This window comes from Bifidobacterium sp. ESL0745 (assembly GCF_029433335.1).
In the GTDB taxonomy this organism is placed as follows: domain Bacteria; phylum Actinomycetota; class Actinomycetes; order Actinomycetales; family Bifidobacteriaceae; genus Bifidobacterium.
Genome location: NZ_JAQTHX010000001.1, coordinates 1,410,333 through 1,428,362, shown reverse-complemented (window position 1 = coordinate 1,428,362; position 18,030 = coordinate 1,410,333). Strand labels below are relative to the sequence as shown.

Annotated in this window: 13 protein-coding genes; 11 read left to right on the top strand and 2 right to left on the bottom strand. The window is 55.8% G+C overall.

All coding sequences use genetic code 11. From position 1 onward, the window contains the following. The first annotated feature begins 123 nt into the window (after positions 1-123). The 4 genes from rfbB (at position 124) to PT275_RS05600 (ending at position 5,890) form a co-directional block, all read left to right on the top strand. Positions 124-1,146, top strand: a complete 1,023-nt coding sequence (rfbB, locus tag PT275_RS05615) for a dTDP-glucose 4,6-dehydratase (protein WP_277153112.1) — start codon at positions 124-126, stop codon at positions 1,144-1,146. 182 nt (positions 1,147-1,328) lie between these two features. After that, the gene (locus PT275_RS05610) at positions 1,329-3,065 is read left to right on the top strand and encodes a polysaccharide deacetylase family protein (RefSeq protein ID WP_277153110.1); all 1,737 of its coding nucleotides are present in this window, start codon (positions 1,329-1,331) and stop codon (positions 3,063-3,065) included. 230 nt (positions 3,066-3,295) lie between these two features. Then, positions 3,296-4,315, top strand: a complete 1,020-nt coding sequence (gene galE, locus PT275_RS05605) for a UDP-glucose 4-epimerase GalE (RefSeq protein WP_277153108.1) — start codon at positions 3,296-3,298, stop codon at positions 4,313-4,315. 288 nt (positions 4,316-4,603) lie between these two features. Then, positions 4,604-5,890, top strand: coding sequence for a Fic family protein (locus PT275_RS05600; RefSeq protein ID WP_277153106.1), 1,287 nt, complete (start codon positions 4,604-4,606; stop codon positions 5,888-5,890). A 145-nt stretch (positions 5,891-6,035) separates the two neighbouring features. On the opposite strand, the gene PT275_RS05595 is transcribed toward PT275_RS05600, so the two are convergent. Together PT275_RS05595 and trxA are read right to left on the bottom strand one after the other, a co-directional pair. Then, positions 6,036-7,037 (bottom strand): G5 domain-containing protein, encoded by a 1,002-nt coding sequence (locus PT275_RS05595; RefSeq protein ID WP_277153104.1) that lies wholly within the window; start codon positions 7,035-7,037, stop codon positions 6,036-6,038. A gap of 413 nt (positions 7,038-7,450) precedes the next feature. Continuing rightward, positions 7,451-7,801 (bottom strand): thioredoxin, encoded by a 351-nt coding sequence (gene trxA / locus PT275_RS05590; RefSeq protein ID WP_277153102.1) that lies wholly within the window; start codon positions 7,799-7,801, stop codon positions 7,451-7,453. A 170-nt stretch (positions 7,802-7,971) separates the two neighbouring features. On the opposite strand from trxA, the gene PT275_RS05585 reads away from it, so the two are divergent. From PT275_RS05585 to PT275_RS05555, 7 genes are all read left to right on the top strand, one after another. Beyond that, entirely contained in the window at positions 7,972-8,604 is a 633-nt protein-coding gene (locus PT275_RS05585; protein WP_277153100.1) for an NUDIX hydrolase family protein, read from the top strand. A gap of 151 nt (positions 8,605-8,755) precedes the next feature. Further along, a complete protein-coding gene (locus PT275_RS05580; protein WP_277153098.1) occupies positions 8,756-9,610 on the top strand; it encodes an alpha/beta hydrolase in 855 nt (284 codons plus the stop codon). A 139-nt stretch (positions 9,611-9,749) separates the two neighbouring features. Further along, positions 9,750-11,030 carry an NAD(+) diphosphatase gene (gene nudC / locus PT275_RS05575; protein ID WP_277153096.1) on the top strand — a complete coding sequence of 427 codons (1,281 nt, stop codon included), beginning with the start codon at positions 9,750-9,752 and terminating at the stop codon, positions 11,028-11,030. A gap of 182 nt (positions 11,031-11,212) precedes the next feature. Beyond that, complete coding sequence (locus PT275_RS05570; RefSeq protein WP_277153094.1) at positions 11,213-12,742, top strand: L,D-transpeptidase; 1,530 nt, start codon at positions 11,213-11,215, stop codon at positions 12,740-12,742. A gap of 260 nt (positions 12,743-13,002) precedes the next feature. Continuing rightward, positions 13,003-13,479 (top strand): glycine cleavage system protein GcvH, encoded by a 477-nt coding sequence (gcvH, locus tag PT275_RS05565; protein ID WP_277153092.1) that lies wholly within the window; start codon positions 13,003-13,005, stop codon positions 13,477-13,479. A gap of 183 nt (positions 13,480-13,662) precedes the next feature. Next, positions 13,663-14,895 (top strand): phosphatase domain-containing protein, encoded by a 1,233-nt coding sequence (locus tag PT275_RS05560; RefSeq protein ID WP_277153089.1) that lies wholly within the window; start codon positions 13,663-13,665, stop codon positions 14,893-14,895. Between the two features lie 58 nt (positions 14,896-14,953). After that, entirely contained in the window at positions 14,954-17,818 is a 2,865-nt protein-coding gene (locus PT275_RS05555; RefSeq protein WP_277153087.1) for a prolyl oligopeptidase family serine peptidase, read from the top strand. Positions 17,819-18,030 lie beyond the last annotated feature (212 nt).

Sequence of the window (18,030 nt, the reverse complement as noted above, 5' to 3'; positions counted from 1 at the left end):
GATATGTTGATACATACGTAATGACGAAAGGCGTTCGGTTTCGGTCTGGCAGAAAACAGAGCATGGCGGTTGCTGCGGGCAAATCGCACGGTGTCTGCTTGGTTTGAAAGGTTCGGTTCTGTAATGGGTACGGAGCGGTTTACGCCGGGGAATATTATCGTCACCGGCGGTTGCGGGTTCATCGGTTCGAATTTCGTGCGCTGGGTGGCGAAGAACCATCCCCAGACGCATGTCACGGTATTGGACGCGTTGACGTACGCCGGCAATGTCGCGAATATTGTTGGTTTGCCCAAAAGCCAGGTCGAATTTATACACGGAAATATTTGCGATTCCGATTTGCTTGACCGGATCGTGCCCGGCCACGATGCCATTGTCAATTACGCGGCCGAGTCCCACAACGACAATTCCATCGCCGACCCCGAGCCATTCATCCAATCCAACATCGTGGGCACGTACCGTCTACTTGAGGCGGCGCGCAAATACGACCTTCATTACCACCAGATCAGCACCGACGAGGTCTATGGCGACCTCGCGCTTGACGATCCAGGCCGTTTTACGCCGCAATCTCCGTACCGCCCGTCTTCGCCGTATTCGGCCAGCAAGGCCAGCGCCGACATGCTGGTTCGTGCCTGGCACCGCACCTACGGTCTCAAGACGACGATCTCGAACTGCTCCAACAACTACGGCCCGTACCAACATGTCGAGAAGTTCATTCCACGCCAGATCACCAATATTCTTGATGGCATCCGTCCGAAGCTATATGGTGACGGTCTGAACGTGCGCGACTGGATCCACACCGAAGACCACTCCAGCGCGGTCTGGGCCATCCTTACCGAGGGCAGGATCGGGGAGACCTACCTGATTGGCGCGAATGGGGAACGGAGCAATCTTGATGTGCTGCGCGATATTCTGCGCATGATGGGCCAGCCCGAAGATGCGTTCGATTGGGTGCGCGACCGACCAGGCCATGACCGCCGTTACGCGATCGATCCGACCAGACTTGAGACCGAACTGGGCTGGAAGCCCCAGCATACTGATTTCGAATCCGGTCTGAAACAAACTATCAAGTGGTACACGGATAACGAGGGTTGGTGGAGACCGGCGAAAGCGGCGACCGAGGCCAAATACAAGGAACAGGGCCAGTGATTCGACGTACTTTGATACTCCGGAATTGATGGATGAAAACGGGTCCCAATAAGAGTAGGAACAAACGCTACTGGCGTTGCCGAAAATTGCCGCGAATCGTTTTGTTTCTGCCGATTTGTAGGTAGCGTTTCCGGCGGGTTGCGATTATCGTAGCGTATGTAGGGCAGTGCATAATTATAGTTATGAGAGGAAAAATGAGCCGTAAAGGTAAAAGCAGGAAGCGCAGGAAAAGCGGGAAGCCTGCGGCGGCTAATAACGCTGATATTCAGCGTAATGCCGAACCCAATTCTGTGCCCGGCGACAAACCGGATACCAAGCATGGTGCCAGCCACGGTGGTGTGGTTGACAACGGAAGCGCCGAGCGCCACGGTGATGTGGACACTGATCAAAATCACGCCGACAAAACCGACACCTGCCATAATGAAGAAGCCAGTGTCCACGATAACGATCAGCTCGACGCCGACACAGATGATGAGGGCATTCCGGAACCCCACGACGAAGGCGTAAAAGAATCGAATAACAAGGTCGATATCGACACGGTTTCCAAAACCAATGGCGGCGCCCATTCTGACGATGAAAAAGCTGGCATTACCGACGGCGCCAAGACCGAAAAGGCCGGTGATTCGGCCGAGCAAAATGCCGCGTCTGCAGCGCCAGTCATTGAAGAGCTGAACATCAAGACCGCTAAGCCGCATAAGCTGCCCAAATGGGCCCGCATCTCGATCATCGTCGCTGTGGTGCTGGCCGTCGTGCTTGCCGCCGTCGGCGTGGGAGTGTGGAGCTACGAGCGTTGGGGCCGCATCACGGTGAGTGTCAATGGTGTCGAGCAGCAGGTGCATTCCGAAACGACGCTCGGCGAATTAATGAGGAACAACGACAATTTCGAAGCGAAACCGGGCAGGTTGCTCTCGCTGTCGGGCAAGGTGCTTAAGGAAACCGGCGGCAAGCCGGTGGTGTATACGCTCAATGGCCAAAAAATCAAAGGAGATAGCTCTGCCGACAAGTCAGACAATGCGGCGGCCGGTGAGGACGAAAACGATGACGAGGCGGACGCAACCGAAGTCCCCGCCAATCTTGAGTCGATCAAGTTGCCGGCAAACGCGAAAATAACCGTGAAAAGCGGCAAGGACGTGACTGAGAAGCACACCGCCAAACGCACGATGATCCCGTTCAATGTCGTCATCAACGGTCACGGCGTCATCCAGAAGCTCAGGCAGGTCGGCAAAGAGGGCGCAAGCGAAATTTGGACCGGACAGACTTCCGGCGAAAAGGTGGACAAAAACGTCGTTGAAAAGCCGCAGGACCTTATCGTCGATACGTTCTCGCCCAAGCCCGCGAACCGCAAGGTCATCGCGCTGACGTTCGATGACGGTCCCAGCCAATACAGCGGACCGATTCTTGACATATTGAAACAGGAAGGTGTCAAGGCCACGTTCTTCGATATCGGCACCGGTGCGGCTGCATACCCGCAATTCGAGCAGCGTATGGTGGCCGAGGGGCATCAGGTGGCCAGCCATAGCAATACGCATCCCGATATGAAGAAGCTGAATCCCGACCAGCTACGCGCGGACATCACCCAAGGGTTCGCGAATATCAAGGCGGCCTCCGGGGTCAGTACCAAAATGCTGCGGGCGCCATACGGCAATTTCGGTGCGGATCAGTGGCGCTATACCAATGGGTTGATTGATTCCAACGTGATTTGGACGATTGATACCAAAGACTGGAAAATGCCTGGTGCCCCGGCGATCTCCAATGCCGCGCTTTCGAAGGCATACAATGGTGCCGTGATACTCATGCACGACGGCGGCGGCGACCGTACCGAGGATATCGCGGCACTGCCGGGGATCATCGACGGCCTTAAGGCACAGGGCTACGAGTTCGTCACCATCGACCAACTCATGGCGATGAATGGTCAATGACGGCTATCGGTCGTTGATGCGTCGCGGTGGAAGATTACGGATTGGTGTTTTCTATTGGACTTTGATTCGTTCGGTATTGATAATGCTACGATGGGCTTTGTTGTTGGGCCTTTGCAGCCCACATCGACAACGTATGGGTAAAAGAAAAGTTGCAGATTGTTACAAAATCTGTGTACTATATGTGTGCTAATGTTATGTTTTGTTAGGTTACGGCACAATAAGGAGCAAAAATGACAACTGTGTTGGTTACCGGAGGAGCCGGATATATCGGCACCCACACCGATGTTGAGCTGTTGAACAAAGGGTACGACGTCATCAGCGTCGACAACTACGTTAATTCGGTGCCGGAAGCGCTCGATCGCGTCAAGACGATCACTGGCAAGGAGGTCAAGCGTTACGACGGCGACGTGCGCGACGAGGAGCTGATGAACCGCATCTTCGAGGAGAACGACGTTGACTGGGTCATCCATTTCGCCGGCCTCAAGGCGGTGGGCGAGTCCGTCGCGAAGCCGATCGAGTACTACGACAACAACCTCACCGGTACGATGGTGCTGCTGAAGACCATGCGTGATCACAACGTCAAGAAGATCATCTTCTCCTCGTCCGCCACTGTTTACGGCAAGGCCGAGCACCTGCCGCTCACCGAGGAGAGCCCTGTCGGCGGTACTACCAACCCGTATGGCACCTCCAAGCTCTTCCAGGAGCAGATCCTGCGCGATGTCTACGTCGCCGACGATACCTGGACGATCGTGCTGCTGCGTTACTTCAACCCGGTCGGCGCCCACGCTTCCGGCCTTTTGGGCGAGGACCCGAAGGGCATTCCCGCCAACCTCACCCCGTACATCGCCAAGGTGGCGCTGGGCGAGCTCAAGGAAGTCCAGGTCTACGGCGACGATTATCCGACCCCGGACGGCACCGGCGTGCGCGACTACATCCACGTGGTCGACCTGGCCAAGGGGCACGTCGCGGTGATCGACAAGATCACCAAGCCCGGCGTCTACACCTACAATCTCGGTACCGGCCACGGCTACTCCGTTCTCGAGGTCATCAAGGCCTATGAGAAGGCCGCCGGCCACAAGATCCCCTACGTCATCAAGCCCCGTCGCCCTGGCGACATTGCGGCCTGCTACGCGGATTCCTCCAAGGCCGAGCGCGAGCTGGGTTGGAAGGCCGAGCTGGGCATCGACGAGATGGCTGCCTCCTCGCTGAACTGGCAGACCAAGAACCCGAAGGGCTTCCGCAAGGACTGATACTCACTTCGGTGGGATGTTTTGAGCTGTCCGTTTCTGCGGGATGTTCAAGCCATCGCTAAAAGATAAATACAATACTATAGGCGGCCAGTATCGTGAGTACTGGCCGCCTATTTGTATTTATTGTGTTGCTATTAGATATGAATTAAGAGAATTTACACTTTTGACAGGAACGGTAAATCAGAAATTGAAGTTTACTGGTAGGAACTATAATTTATATAGTAATTATAGGAAGTAAATGAAAATATTTCACCTCTATTTTATAGAAACTATAAATAAGCGTGTATCATGGTCGATATGTCTCAGCGTTATCCAACATTGGCCAGCATGTACCATGCCGACAGCTCGGCCAACATTAAATCCAATCATGAGCGGGCAGTAAGGCAAAGGCTTGAGGCTGATTCGACATTTCGCACTGGAATCATGGCTGATTCAGGTGAGTTGTTTGTAGCTGTGCCCAGACAAATGAGCGTCAAACTCGAATCCATTTTGGATGAAGAGCGGGATATCGCATTATTGTGGTCAAGACTTCCTGGCGTGATGCGGTGGAACTATATCTATAATTTCATCGCTGAAGAGCTGGTGGCTACTAATGAAATGGAAGGAGTCCACTCTACAAAGAAGGAAGCAGATCTTGCCGTGAAGTCTGCCAAGGCAATGGTGAATGCTTCTGAGGATTCGCGTGGGTCGGGATATAAGAAAGATAACAACGTTCGTTTTGGTGAGTTTGCGAAGCTCTATATGAATCTGACTGACGAGAAAACTGATTTGCCACAGACGCTTCAGGATTTGCGGATGATTTATGATCAGGCTGTGCAAGGCGAGATAGACGATAAAAATTTGCCAGACGGTGAGATATTCCGTAAAGAGGACGTTGAAATCACTGGTCCGCATGGCGTTGTGCATCGTGGTGTGGCAGGTGAGGCAAGGATAAGCTCAATGCTTACCAGCATGCTGTATCTTACGAATTCGGATGAGTTCCCGCGGGTTCTGAGCGCCATTGTCTCGCATTTCGTTTTCGAATATGTTCATCCGTTCTATGACGGTAATGGCAGAACAGGAAGATATCTGCTTGCCTTGTATTTGTGCAAGGCATTGGAATTACCTACTGTATTGTCTCTTGCAAGGATCATTGCCGAGAATAAAAACGTCTATTATAAGGCGTTCTCCGAGGCAGAGGATACGCTCAATGCGGGCGAGCTGACATCATTCGTCCTCACGATGCTGGACTTTATTTCGCAAGCTCAGCATAATCTTAATGATGCATTGACCGTTGAACTCAACCACGTCAGTCATGCAGACAAAATTTGCCAGATTATTACCAAGGAGCGGCATCTCAGCTCTCACGCCGATAATCTGCTCTTTAAAGTCATGCAGGAAGAGTTGTTTGATAATGAGAAAGGCTTTACCCTCGATGATGCAGCCGAGATGCTGAATCTATCGAAACAGAGTGCTCGGCGTTACTGTCGGGAATTGGAAAAGGAAGGCCTGATTGTTCGTGTCAGTAAGAAACCATTGCGTTTGTTGGCATCACCTGATTTGAGGGCAAGGATCTCTTCAGATGATTCGATGTAGCAGACAAGAATTAAAACAAGTACAAGGCAGTGACAATATCAACTGAGATCCTGTAACAGCGCTTTGCCTTGAATATCTAGTTCGAAAATGAATGGGGCCACATCGGTTAAGGTGTGGCCCCATTCATCGTTTCTAATAAGACGATTTAGTAGCTGTGAGCACTTTGCCAATGGGCGTAGGCGCCCTGCACGCCGCCGTAGCGGGCACAATAACCCCAGAACCACTTGAGCTGCGTCTGGTAGTTGGTGGCCCAGTCGCCGCCGGCGCTCGCCATCTTGCTGCCGGGCAATGCCTGTGGCAGGCCATAGGCGCCAGAAGGATTCTGTGCGTTGACGCGCCAGCCGGATTCGTGGCTGATGATGTAGACGGTGGCGGTGAAGTCGGCTTCGGAGCCGCCGGTGGAAAGCAGATAGTCATGCGCCCACTGCTGCATCTCGCCGACAGGGACGGTGGAACCGATATTCGCAGCAGCGCTGGAAACGGTCGAATTGGAGCCGGTGCCTACAAGGATGACCTTGTCGACAGGAGCTTGCTTGACGAATGAAGTAAACACGTTGGATGAGATGGTCTTGTCGCCGGCCTTGGTGACGAGGCTCGTGGTCTCCATCACACCTTCCTGGCCCTCGGACTGAACCTTCTGCTGGCCCTTGGGCAGATCGGACGTTTCCTTGGTTACGACGTTGAAACCAATGGGAGCGTCGGAAGTTTCGAGATTCGCGTCGGCACGTTCGATGGTGATGACGGTGGATTCGTTGACCTTTGCCTTGAGGTCGGGCTTGACGACGTCGCCGGTCTCCAAGGTGATGTCACCCTGATCGAGGACGGACTTGACGTCGGTGAAGTGTGAGCCGACCACGGCGCGGTTCTTGCCGTTGATCTTGACGGTGACGTAGGTGTCGCCGCTCTTGCCGCCGCGCAGGTCTTCACGATCCGTACCACGGGAGACGCTGAGCGCGTTGCTGTCGGTGGCCGAATACGAAGTGACACGGGTGAGGGAATCCTGCCGTGCATCATGGGAATGGACGGCGATTGCGCTGCCGCCCACTAATGCCACAACCGCTGCTGCGCCGGCCGCGATCTTCAGCCACTGGCGTTTGCTCAGCGACCTCAAGGTCTTGGTTTGCTTACGGTGGTTAGCCTTAGCCATTTGCCTTAAATGCTCCTAGGTAGTCCTACAGTTCCTGGCGCGTCAACAACATACGCGCCGTTCAACTCTCAACTCTTCAAATCTCTTTCGCACGTCTCTTGCGTGCGGGATGCAACGCCGCAACTTTCTCTATCCGCCGTGGCGGGTACATCACTACATCACAAAACAACCATAATTATAACGCATTGGTATGAAAAATCTTCCGAATCGGTGACAAAAAGGCCGGTATCGGCCACATGCCATTTTTGTATGACGTCTTGGAATCCCACTATTCCGGCGCTCAGGCAATGAATATGCCGATAGCCAAACACTGTCGGCTATCGGCATATCGCTTTGTAAGAACGAGGTTTGGAAATTGCCTAAGCGGTCAGACCGAAGTCCTCAAAGGCTTAAGCATTTCCCTAGTTCAGGTCTCAGGCGTTGGCACTTTCCTTGGCGTTGACATCAAGGGCGCGGGCCTGCTTGATGACCTCGTCAAGGTCGGAGGCGCGCAGTGCACCCGCCTGCTTGAAGATGATCTGTCCCTTCTTGGCGATCATCAGCGTGGGAACGGCCTGGATCTCGGCCGCCGTGGCAAGATCCTGGTTCTGGTCGATATCGACTTTGCCGAAGACGATGTCGGGGTTGGCCTCGCTGGCCTTTTCGTACACAGGTCCGAACGCCTTGCACGGGCCGCACCAGGTGGCCCAGAAGTCAACGAACACAAGGTCGTTGTTGGTGATGGTCTCTTCAAAGTTCTTTGCCGTCAAAGTCTGCGTTGCCATAATCATGGCTCCTTTCGTTTGTCCGCTGTATCGAATCCGGCTGCGATTGTCTGACGCCCGCGAATCCGATGTAATATCAAGTCTCGCAGTAAACCCCAACATTGGTAAGCCGGTGACGAAAAGGCCGGTCGTTTCGCGCATTCGTCACCCAGTAACACGATAATGGAGCCATGGCAGTCTTAAATGATGAAGTGCCCGACGAGGGCGATTTCGATGCTGGGCGTCGTCGTGGCGAGTTCGACGGCATCACGCCGGAGGACTTCGTGCGCGGAGGCAGCAATGGCAATCCTCCGGGTTGGCTTTCGCCGCATGATATCGACGAGGCACGCGCCAAGTTGCCTATCGTCTACGCCGAAGTGGTGCCGGTGCGCACCGACGAGATGGGCCGCGTTGCCGAGGTTGGCTCGCTTCTGCGCGTGCGTGACAGCGGTTCCGTGGAACGTACGCTGATTACCGGCCGTATCCTTTTCCATGAGACCATCCGCGAGGCCATCGCGCGCAATATTGCCAAGGATCTGGGCGACCTCGCCTTGCCGATCCTGCCGGCGAGCCTGCAGCCCTTCACGGTGGCGGAATTCTTCCCGACGCCCGGCATCTCCGAATTCTACGACCCGCGCCAGCACGCCATCGCGCTGTGCTACGTGGTCCAGATTTCCGGCGATTGCAAGCCGCTCGACCCGGCGTTGGACGTGGAGTGGTGTGATGTGGATAGCAAGCAGCTTGACACGTTCATCGCCCAGATGTCCGGCGGACACGGCCAGATCGTACGCCGTGCGCTGGCATGGGCCGGTGTAGGCGAATAGACGTCTGATAAAGCGGCAGCCGGCGACGTTGTTGGCGTCCGACATTTTTGGATGACGTCTTTGCTGGCTTGTGTTTGTTGATTTAAGCAGAAAATATTGCAAAGTAAAAAACTTGCGACTCCGATTCCGGGGTTCGGCAGGAAAGAACAGCATGAATATTCGCATTAATAACAAGGTCTATCGTTCCGGGGCAGGCGTTCCGCTGATTCTGCTGCATGCCTTTCCGGTGGACGCAAGGATGTGGAACGAGTGCGCCGCGAGCCTGATCAGGCTGGGCGATGAGCGCGGGGTGGCGCCGTTCCCGATTTGGGCACCGGATACGCCGGGTGCCGGCGATGCCTCGATTCCTGACGAGCAGACCACTGGAGCGGTTGCCGATGACGGCGCCTATGCCGAGGCGATGGACAAACTGGCCGAAGCCTACGTTTCCATGCTGCATATAACTGGCCATGAAAAGGCCGTTTGGGTAGGGCTTTCGATGGGCGGCTACATAGCGATGGATATTCAGCGGCTGTTTGCGCAAACCGTTGCAGGTCTGGCCTTGTGCGACACCACTACTATCGCGGATAGCCATGAGGCCCGCGCGAATCGGCTCAATATCGCGAAAACCTGCGAGGAGGACAACACCGTCGAACCGGTGATGCATTTTGCGCGTCCACAATCCGGTGATTCGACCGTGAAGCAAAGCCAGCAATTCCAAGACCTGCTAACCGGATGGATTCATGACCAGCGCCCCGAAGGTCTGGCTTGGCGCGAGCGCATGGCCGCCGGCCGCGTGGACACCACCGATCAGTTGGCGCACATTAGCGTTCCAGCGGCGATTGTCAGCGGGGAAAACGATCCTTCGAGTCCGCCCGAAAAGATGCGGCCGATTGCCGAGGCGATGACCGCTACGGACGTGGCGTTTACTGCGATTCCGGATTGCGGCCATTTCAGTGCCGTCGAACATCCCGATATCGTCGCGAATGCATTGCTCGACTTGGTCGAACGTGTACAGGCTGTCTGAATTATCGTAAGATAATTAATATCGAATAATAAATAAGGTATCAATCATTGCATCTGCTCGTTTTTCAGGAAATCCTGCCTTGATGTATCGGCGTAACGTAGGGATTGCAAGAAGCTGAGCGTATATAAAGAGGTTCAATATGGTCGCTTCGTTTTCATCGTTGGCATTGACGCAGGTCTTGCCGTTTCTGCCGTTGGCACAGGGTGACATCGACTATCAGACCGAGCGCAGAAGCAATCCGAATCTGATTGCCGAGGTACTGGGGCAGCCGGGTACGACGGTTGTTTTCGTGCGTGACGGACTTGTGGCGGTACCCGACGGACAGGCGGCGCGGGTCGATTATGAAACCGCGAAAATACGCTTGGCCGGTGTGCCGGGGGAATATGTCTTGCGTGCGCTTGCGGGGGAGTCTGGTGGCGAGTTGGATGGTTCACCAAGGCCGACGAACGAGAGTTCCTCGAAAGGCAATTATCAAGACGATTATGAATCCGTGAACCAAATTGCAGGCAAGCTTGGTCTTATTCCCATGTTCCTCGGCAGCTACGGCGTCGGCAGCGACCATCCTCAGGCCGTCGTGGCTCTGGATGTCTCAGGATTTGCGAACGGTGTGGGGGCTGATGTAGCCAATGGCAAATCTGATATCACGGCTGAAACCGTTGATGAAGGACGGGAATCGGTTACAGGCGGCGGTGCCCGTGAAACCACCGAAAAAAATACTGAACGTCGGCCTGGTTCCGCGTCGATTCCAAACAATAAGCCCATGCAAAACCATGTGCTTGAACGGGCCCTCGAACGTTTCGATTGGGTGTCGCTTTTGGGATTTGCGCCCCATGCTTCGGCCCGTGAGACAGGTCAGGCGACCACGGCGGTGGCATTGAGCAACTGGCATGCCAACCAGAAATACTGCCCGTGCTGCGGGTCGCCGGTGCGCCTGGCCATGTCGGGATGGGCCCAGCAGTGTGGCAACGAACGTTGCAAGGTCCATCATTCACTGCTTTTCCCGCGCATCGAACCGGCCGTCATCACCTCGATTGTCGACGGACAGGACCGGCTGCTACTCCAGCACAACAAGGCCTGGGCCAATCCGGGATTGTACTCGGTGTGCGCAGGGTTCGTCGAAGCGGGAGAAAACCTCGAACATGCCTGCAGACGCGAGGCGAGCGAAGAGGATGGGCTTGACTTGGGAGAAATCAAGTACCTTGGCTCCCAACCTTGGCCATTCCCAGCTTCACTGATGGTCGCGTTCAAGGCCCGTGCGCTCAGCATCGATGTCGACGTCGACAGGAGTGAAACCGTCGATGCCAGATTCTTCACCCGTGATGAATTTGCTGATGCCCTGACCAAAGGGCAGGTAGTGCAACCCGGTAAGGCGACCATCGCGCGGTACATGATCGAAGAGTGGTACGGACAGAAGCTGTAATGCGAAGAATCGGCGCGTCTGCCAAGAAAAATATTTAGATAGGCATCGATTAACTGTATGGGCGTTTCGTTTTTCGCTATATGGAAGATGGCCTTCGTTTATCGCTTTGGGCATTACCGCACGTCATATCTTTGGGATATTCTATTAATTCAGTACGCTGAGAAGGGTATCTGGAGGAAGTAATGGACAACATGATCAGTAGCGGTACTGAGCCGGAGGCGTTGACGGGCGAGTTCAGTCAAGCCGATATGGCGGCGCTCGGTGTTGGCGCCCATGCAAAACCTAAGCGGCATGCAAAGCGCCATCTTGGTGTTATCATCGCCGCTGTGGTGCTCGCAGTGCTTATCGTCGCGCTTGTGGCGTCGTTCTTTGGTGCCCGTATGTACTACAAAGACAAGGCTGCACCTGGAGTGCGTCTGGGAAATGTTGCCGTGGCAGGTCAGAATGCGGCTCAGCTCAAGCAGACTGTTGACCACGAAGTCCAGAACTCGAAGGTCATCATCACCGACGGGCAAGGCAAGAAAGCCACTGCCGGATTCAAGGACCTGGGCGTGAACGTCGATACCGACAAGACGGTGCAGGATCTGTTGGCCGCCAAGGGTAATGGCGCGTCTCGCGTTTCGCCATTCTCGAAGACCGATGTCAAACTGGTCGCGAGCGTCACCGATCTGCCTATTGACACCTACCTGACCAACACATTCGTGCAGGACGGCGATAAGGCCGTTCCTTCGAGTGTGGCGTATGATGGCAACGCAAAAAAATTCGTCGCCAATGCCGGGCACGGCGGCCGTTCACCGGAAATGAGCGGGGTCAAGAATTCCGTGAATACCCTGATTGCCGATCCGGGCCAGGTCAAGTCCGTCCAGATCAGCTACAAAACCATCGATGCTCCCGTCTCGCAAAGCAACGCGCAGTCCGCAGCCGATGCCGCCAACAAGCTGTTGGCCAATAAGATCGTCATCAACAACGGCGACGCCAGCAAGTTCGAGGTGTCCGCTACGCAACTGGCTTCCTGGATCAAGCCGAATGTCGACCTCGAAAAGGGAACCATCAAGCTCGACATCGACAAAACCGCCATCATCAATTACCTCAACGCCGAAATGCCCAAAGAGCTCAATCAGGACATGGTCAGCCAGCAGGACATCGTTGACAGTACGGGCAAGGTGTTGCTCACCATGACCAAGGGCGTCAACGGCGTCAAGGTCAAGGACGGCAGTGCAGTGGCCGATCAGGTCTACAGCGCCCTTTCCAACTCGCAACCCGCCACCATTCAGGCCGCGGCGGATGTCACCAAATTTGACGTGCAGCAACAGAAGCCGGAAATGCGCATCGTCGTCGACAGGTCGACACAGACCGCCACGGTCTTCAAGAACGACCAGCAGGTGCAGTCCTTCCCGGTGTGCACCGGCAAACCCGGATACGAGACGACGCCGGGAACCTACGTCATCAACATCCGTTACGACACACAGACCATGCGTGGGCCGGGCTATGTGACCCCGGGCGTGCAATGGGTCAGCTATTTCAACGGCGGACAGGGCTTCCACGGCGCTCCTTGGAACCCGACCGGCATCGGCACCGGTGACCCGGCCGGTCACGGATCGCATGGTTGCGTCAACATGAACGTCAACGACGCGAAATGGATCTACGACAATTGCCCACGCGGATCGCTGGTGCAGGTGGTCGGCAATCAGCCCAGTGCGCCGGTACGGTGAGTATCCGTATTCGATAAGCGGTTTTTATTAAGGCACTTTGTTCGGTTCTTTCGAGCAAGGTGTCTTTTATGTTGACTGTAGGGCTTGCGTAAATACGGGATTTTATTCGGAGGTAATCGTACTGGAACAAGCGGCAGGTGTCAGAAGACGATGGCAATGACGGCTACCGGAAGATATCGGATTTGAAGGATTTTGGCTTGTCTGAAATCGGTTTCGCGGCAAGCAAGACAAACGAGCACGCGATGCTGTAATCTGGCAGTATGAGCGAAAACAATAGCAATAATTTTGACCAGACCGACGAGAACGTAGTCGACGATTCCGTTGAGGCGGGCACGGTAAGCGGCAAACCGGCTTCCTTGGATGTGCCGGATCATCTGCAATATTCGGGTGACCACGTGTGGGTCGATGACGAGGAGGGACTGGCCGTCATCGGCATCACCGAGTACGCCACCTCGCAAATGGGTGAAATCGTCTACGTCGACCTGCCCGAGACGGACACCCCGGTGCGTGCCGGAGACGAGATCGTCGAAATGGAAAGCGCCAAAACCGTGCAGAACCTTATCGCACCGGTTGAAGGCACCGTCAAATACGTCAACCAAGCGGTTGCCGACGATCCGCAGGTCATCAACAATGACCCGTACGGCGAAGGCTGGATTCTCAAAATCGAAATGGATGACGACGAACCCGAGCTGATGGACGCCGAACAGTACGCCGCGATGGTCAAGCATGCGCAATGAAAGCTTTCGAGGATAGGGATTTGCGCCAGTCGGGATGCATGAAAGCGCTGGTGACAAATCCTCTGTGGACGGAACACGAAACGCAATAGGGCGTGGCATTCCGATGAACGCACCATCAGCAGACGACAGATGTACGTTTATAAGAACGCATAGGCATAATTAACTACGAGCGAACGGAGACAGATGGCACGCAGACGGATGAACCAGCGCGAGGCACCGCCACGGGCCGGCGACATGCCCACCGTGCCGATTCAGGTACACCGCGCCTCCACCTCGTTTGATTCTCCTTCCACCGAAATCAGACAGCCGAGGGTAAGCGGTCCTTGGGTCCAAGGCACGAGAAGGGCGATTACCCAGGGATTCGGCGCGTGGACCCGATTCTCGACCAAGTTGGTGCGCAAGTGGGGCTGGTACCCGAAGGTCGAACCATACGCGGGTTATGGCACCGACGATTATGCGCGGCTGGTCTGTCGAACAGTGATGGCGCCGGGCGGCTCCCGTTCCGGCGAACTGATGCGTGGCATCCGTGGCATGCTTGCGGTACCGGCGGCCGGAGTACGGGTCAAAATCGAGATTGATGGGGTGCCGGTCAACCAGGTGCAGATCGGGGTCTCCGAAGTCTATGATCCGTACGATTCATCAAGGAAAACCAGTTCCCAATATGCCATGTCCGACAGCGCCGGCTACCTCGACCTTGTTGCCGAACGGGGGAATACGCCGGGCATCCATCTGGTCTCGTATCAGGTGGCCAGACGCAGGAGGGTGACTTCCGAACTGTTCGTGGTGCCTGCCGGCGCGAAAGTGGGCATCATCACCGACGTCGACGACACCATCATGGTCACGCAGGCGCCAAGCCCGGTGAAGGCCGCCTACAACCTGCTGCTGCTCAACCCCAAAAAACGCAGCACCGTGCCCGGAATGAGCGCCCTGTTCACCAGGCTGGCCGATATGATGCCGGATGCGCCGTTCTTCTATCTGTCGACCTCGCCGTGGAACGTCGAAAGCTCGATCCGTAATTTCATCGCCGAACAAGGCTATCCTGCCGGTCCGCTGCTGTTGCGTGACCTTGACCCACGGCCAAAAACCTTCATTCCTTCCGGAGTCGAGCACAAACTCGAGTTCGCCGAGCAGCTGATGGAGGATTTCCCGGATATGAAGTTCATCCTCATCGGCGATGACGGGCAGAAAGATCCGGTGACCTACGCCACCATCGCACGTCGTCATCCCGGTCGTGTGCTGGCCATCGCCATCCGCGAGTTGAGCCCGCACGAGTCTTCGGCTTTGGCCGAGGTCGCGGGGCTGACGGCCACCCAGCCGATGCCGGTCACCGATGTGCCTGTCTTCACCGGTACCACGGGCGCGAACATCATGAAAACGATGCTGCCGTATCTGCGCAACGAGCTGGGGATCAAATAGGTCGATACGACAGTCGGCACTTGCCGTAATTCGCTCGCTGAGTATAGTCTTGATGCTTATGATTGACGAAACGAACCCCATGACGACGTCCCCGCAAACCAGTGCAATTCCGCCTGTTCCGCAGGCCAAGTGCGAGCCGCACGCACGCACGGCGCACGGCGACACCTTCGTCGACCCCTACGAGTGGATGCGTGACAAGAACTCACCGGAGCTGCAGCGGTTCGTGCGTGAGGAAAATGAGTATTACAAGGCGCGTGCGGCCGGTTTCGACGGCTTGAAGCACAAGCTTTTCGAAGAGCTCAAGTCGCGCGTCGACGAGACGGATATGTCATTGCCGACACGAATGGATGGGTATTGGTATTTCGTAAGGACCCAGGAAGGCCTGCAATATGGCGTGCAATGCCGCCTGCCGATTGCCGGTCCCGATGATTGGGATCCGCCGCAAATCAGCGCGGACGATGCACCTGGCTCGATGCCGGGGGAGCAGGTCGTCTTTGACCCGAACATTGAGGCGAAAGGTCATGACTTCTTCCGTCTGGGCGGGCTTGACCTGACCCGTGACGGGCGCTGGTTGCTCTACGGTGTCGACACTGCCGGCAGCGAACGTTATGATTACCGCATCCGCAGCCTTGAAGACGGCCATGAACTGCCTGAAGTGTTCAAGGGCATTTCGGAAGCGTGTTTCACCCCTGACGGCAAGTGGGTGTTCTATACCGTGCTTGACCCTTCATGGCGGCCGTATGCGGTTCGCCGGCACCAGGTCGGTACGCCGGTTGACGATGACGTCGAAGTCTTCCGTGATGACGATGAGCGGTTCTGGGTCGGTGTGGGGATGAGCTTTGATGAGCGTAACGTGGTCATCGGTTCCTCGTCCAAAACCACCAGCGAAGTGCTGATGCTGCCGGTGGACCAGCCGGAAGGTGAATTCCGCGCCTTCATCCCGCGGCGGGAAGGCGTTGAATACGATGTCAGTTTCGCGCGGTTCGAGGGCGGTGGCGTCGGCGGGGGCGATGTTCCATTGGCTTTGGTCTATCACAACGCGAGAAACCCCAATTTCGAAGTGGATGTGCTCGATCTTAAGTTGCATGAGCCACCATATCAACTTGGCGAAGGAGTGGTTGTCGCGCAAGGGTCGCCTTATGGCTGCGAACACGGCAATCTTGTGGAAACGGGAGCTTCCGGCAAGCGTGTGGATACTCCTTATTGGAGTATAGCGAACCCGACCATATTGCAAGGCTCCCGTGGGCTTGGTATCGAAGGTATCGCAATGTATCGCAACTTTGTGGTGCTGAGCTATCGCAAGGACAGCCTGCCGCATGTTGCGGTGATGACCAAGAACGAAGCGTTGGAGGACTTCCTGGCACACCGGCCTTGGCGGTTTCGTGAGCTGAAACCGGACATCGGCGGCACAGACGAACGGCGAAATGGACTTGACAATGAAACGAATTCGCAAGAAGCCGAAGATTCCGGGAATAGCAGTTCGTATGACAATGTGAAGTCCATGCGGGACATCCATGATGGCAGCACGTCTGATGACGAACATCTGTACTCTATCGGGGCGGGCGGCAACCCGTCCTACGACGTGCCGCGCATGCGCTATTCGTTCTCGAGCTATACACAACCTGGCCAGCTGCGCGAGCTTGACGTGGCCACCGGTGCAAGCAGGTTGCTGAAGCGTGCGAAGGTGCATGGCGGGTTCAATGCTGTCGATTACCGCGAGCGGCGCATCTGGGTGCGGGTTCGCGACGGCGAGCTGGTGCCGGTTTCGCTGGTCTGGAGGCCGGATCGTTGCGAGTCCATGACGGCTCTGGATGACGATTTGAGCGGCCTCGATATGCTGGATGCTGCGGATGATCCTATGCCCTCACCGATGCCGTCTGATTCTGTTTCGGCTGGCAATGGCGTATCGAATCGAAACGGTGATGTGCGAGGCGACGCAACTGAGGCGAGCGCCGCGATTGCCGATGCGCGGAACCCGGCCCTGGGCAACGTCACTGAGACGGGTGTAGTGGGCGACGTACTCGCCCCGGCATTGGGCAATGCTTCACAACAAGGCAATGGTGGGCTTTGCGCCGGTGGCCCGATGTTCATTACCGGTTACGGCGCCTACGAGTCCAACAACGATCCTGGCTTCTCGGTGGCGCGCGTGAGCATGCTCGACCGTGGCGTGCTCTATGCCGTGGTGCACGTGCGTGGTGGTGGCGAGATGGGCCGCGCGTGGTACGAACAGGGGCGAAGGCTCAACAAACGTCATACGTTTGAGGATTTTGTCGATGCCACCAAAGCCTTGCAGCAGGTCGGACTGGCCGACCCCGAACGTACGGTTGCCAATGGCGGTTCGGCCGGCGGCCTGTTGATGGGGGCTGTGGCGAATATAGCTCCGCAATGTTACGCGGGAATTGAAGCCGATGTGCCATTCGTGGACGCGCTCACCTCGATCCTCGACCCGTCGCTGCCGTTGACGGTCACGGAATGGGACGAGTGGGGCGACCCTCTTCACGACAAGACCGTTTACGAGTATATGAAATCGTATTCTCCCTACGAAAACGCGCCGTTCGGGCATTGGCAGGGAGATGAGCAACCTCAGCAGCCGTTGCAGAATCAGAGCGCGGCAAATCAGAAAACCGAAAACCGAGACGCCGGTGACCATGTTTCTGATGACCATGTCTCTGACAATCATGCTTCTGATAATGCTGCCGTGTGGTACCCGAAGATTTTCGCCACCACCTCGCTCAACGACACCCGCGTGCTCTATGTGGAACCGCTCAAATGGATTGCGCGTCTGCAATCGCAGGGCGTGGACGCCATCGCTCGCATCGAGGTCGAAGCCGGCCATGGCGGGACATCCGGCCGTTACAAGCAGTGGCAGGAAGTCAGCGACGAAAACGCCTGGTGTCTCAACGTGATGGGAATTGACCGCTGAGTTGTTTTTCAGAGTGGTCCAGAGTCCTGCCCATGGTTCTCGACGCTGCACTTCATGATAAAAGTTGAATATTTGGCTCTCTTGGTGCACCAAGAGAGCCAAAATAATGAGATTGAGCGTTAATTGTTGCGAAAATGGCTTTCTTGGTGCACCAAGACGCCCGAAATGATGAGATTGGGTGGTCAATCGTCGTGAAATGAGGGTCTTGGCGC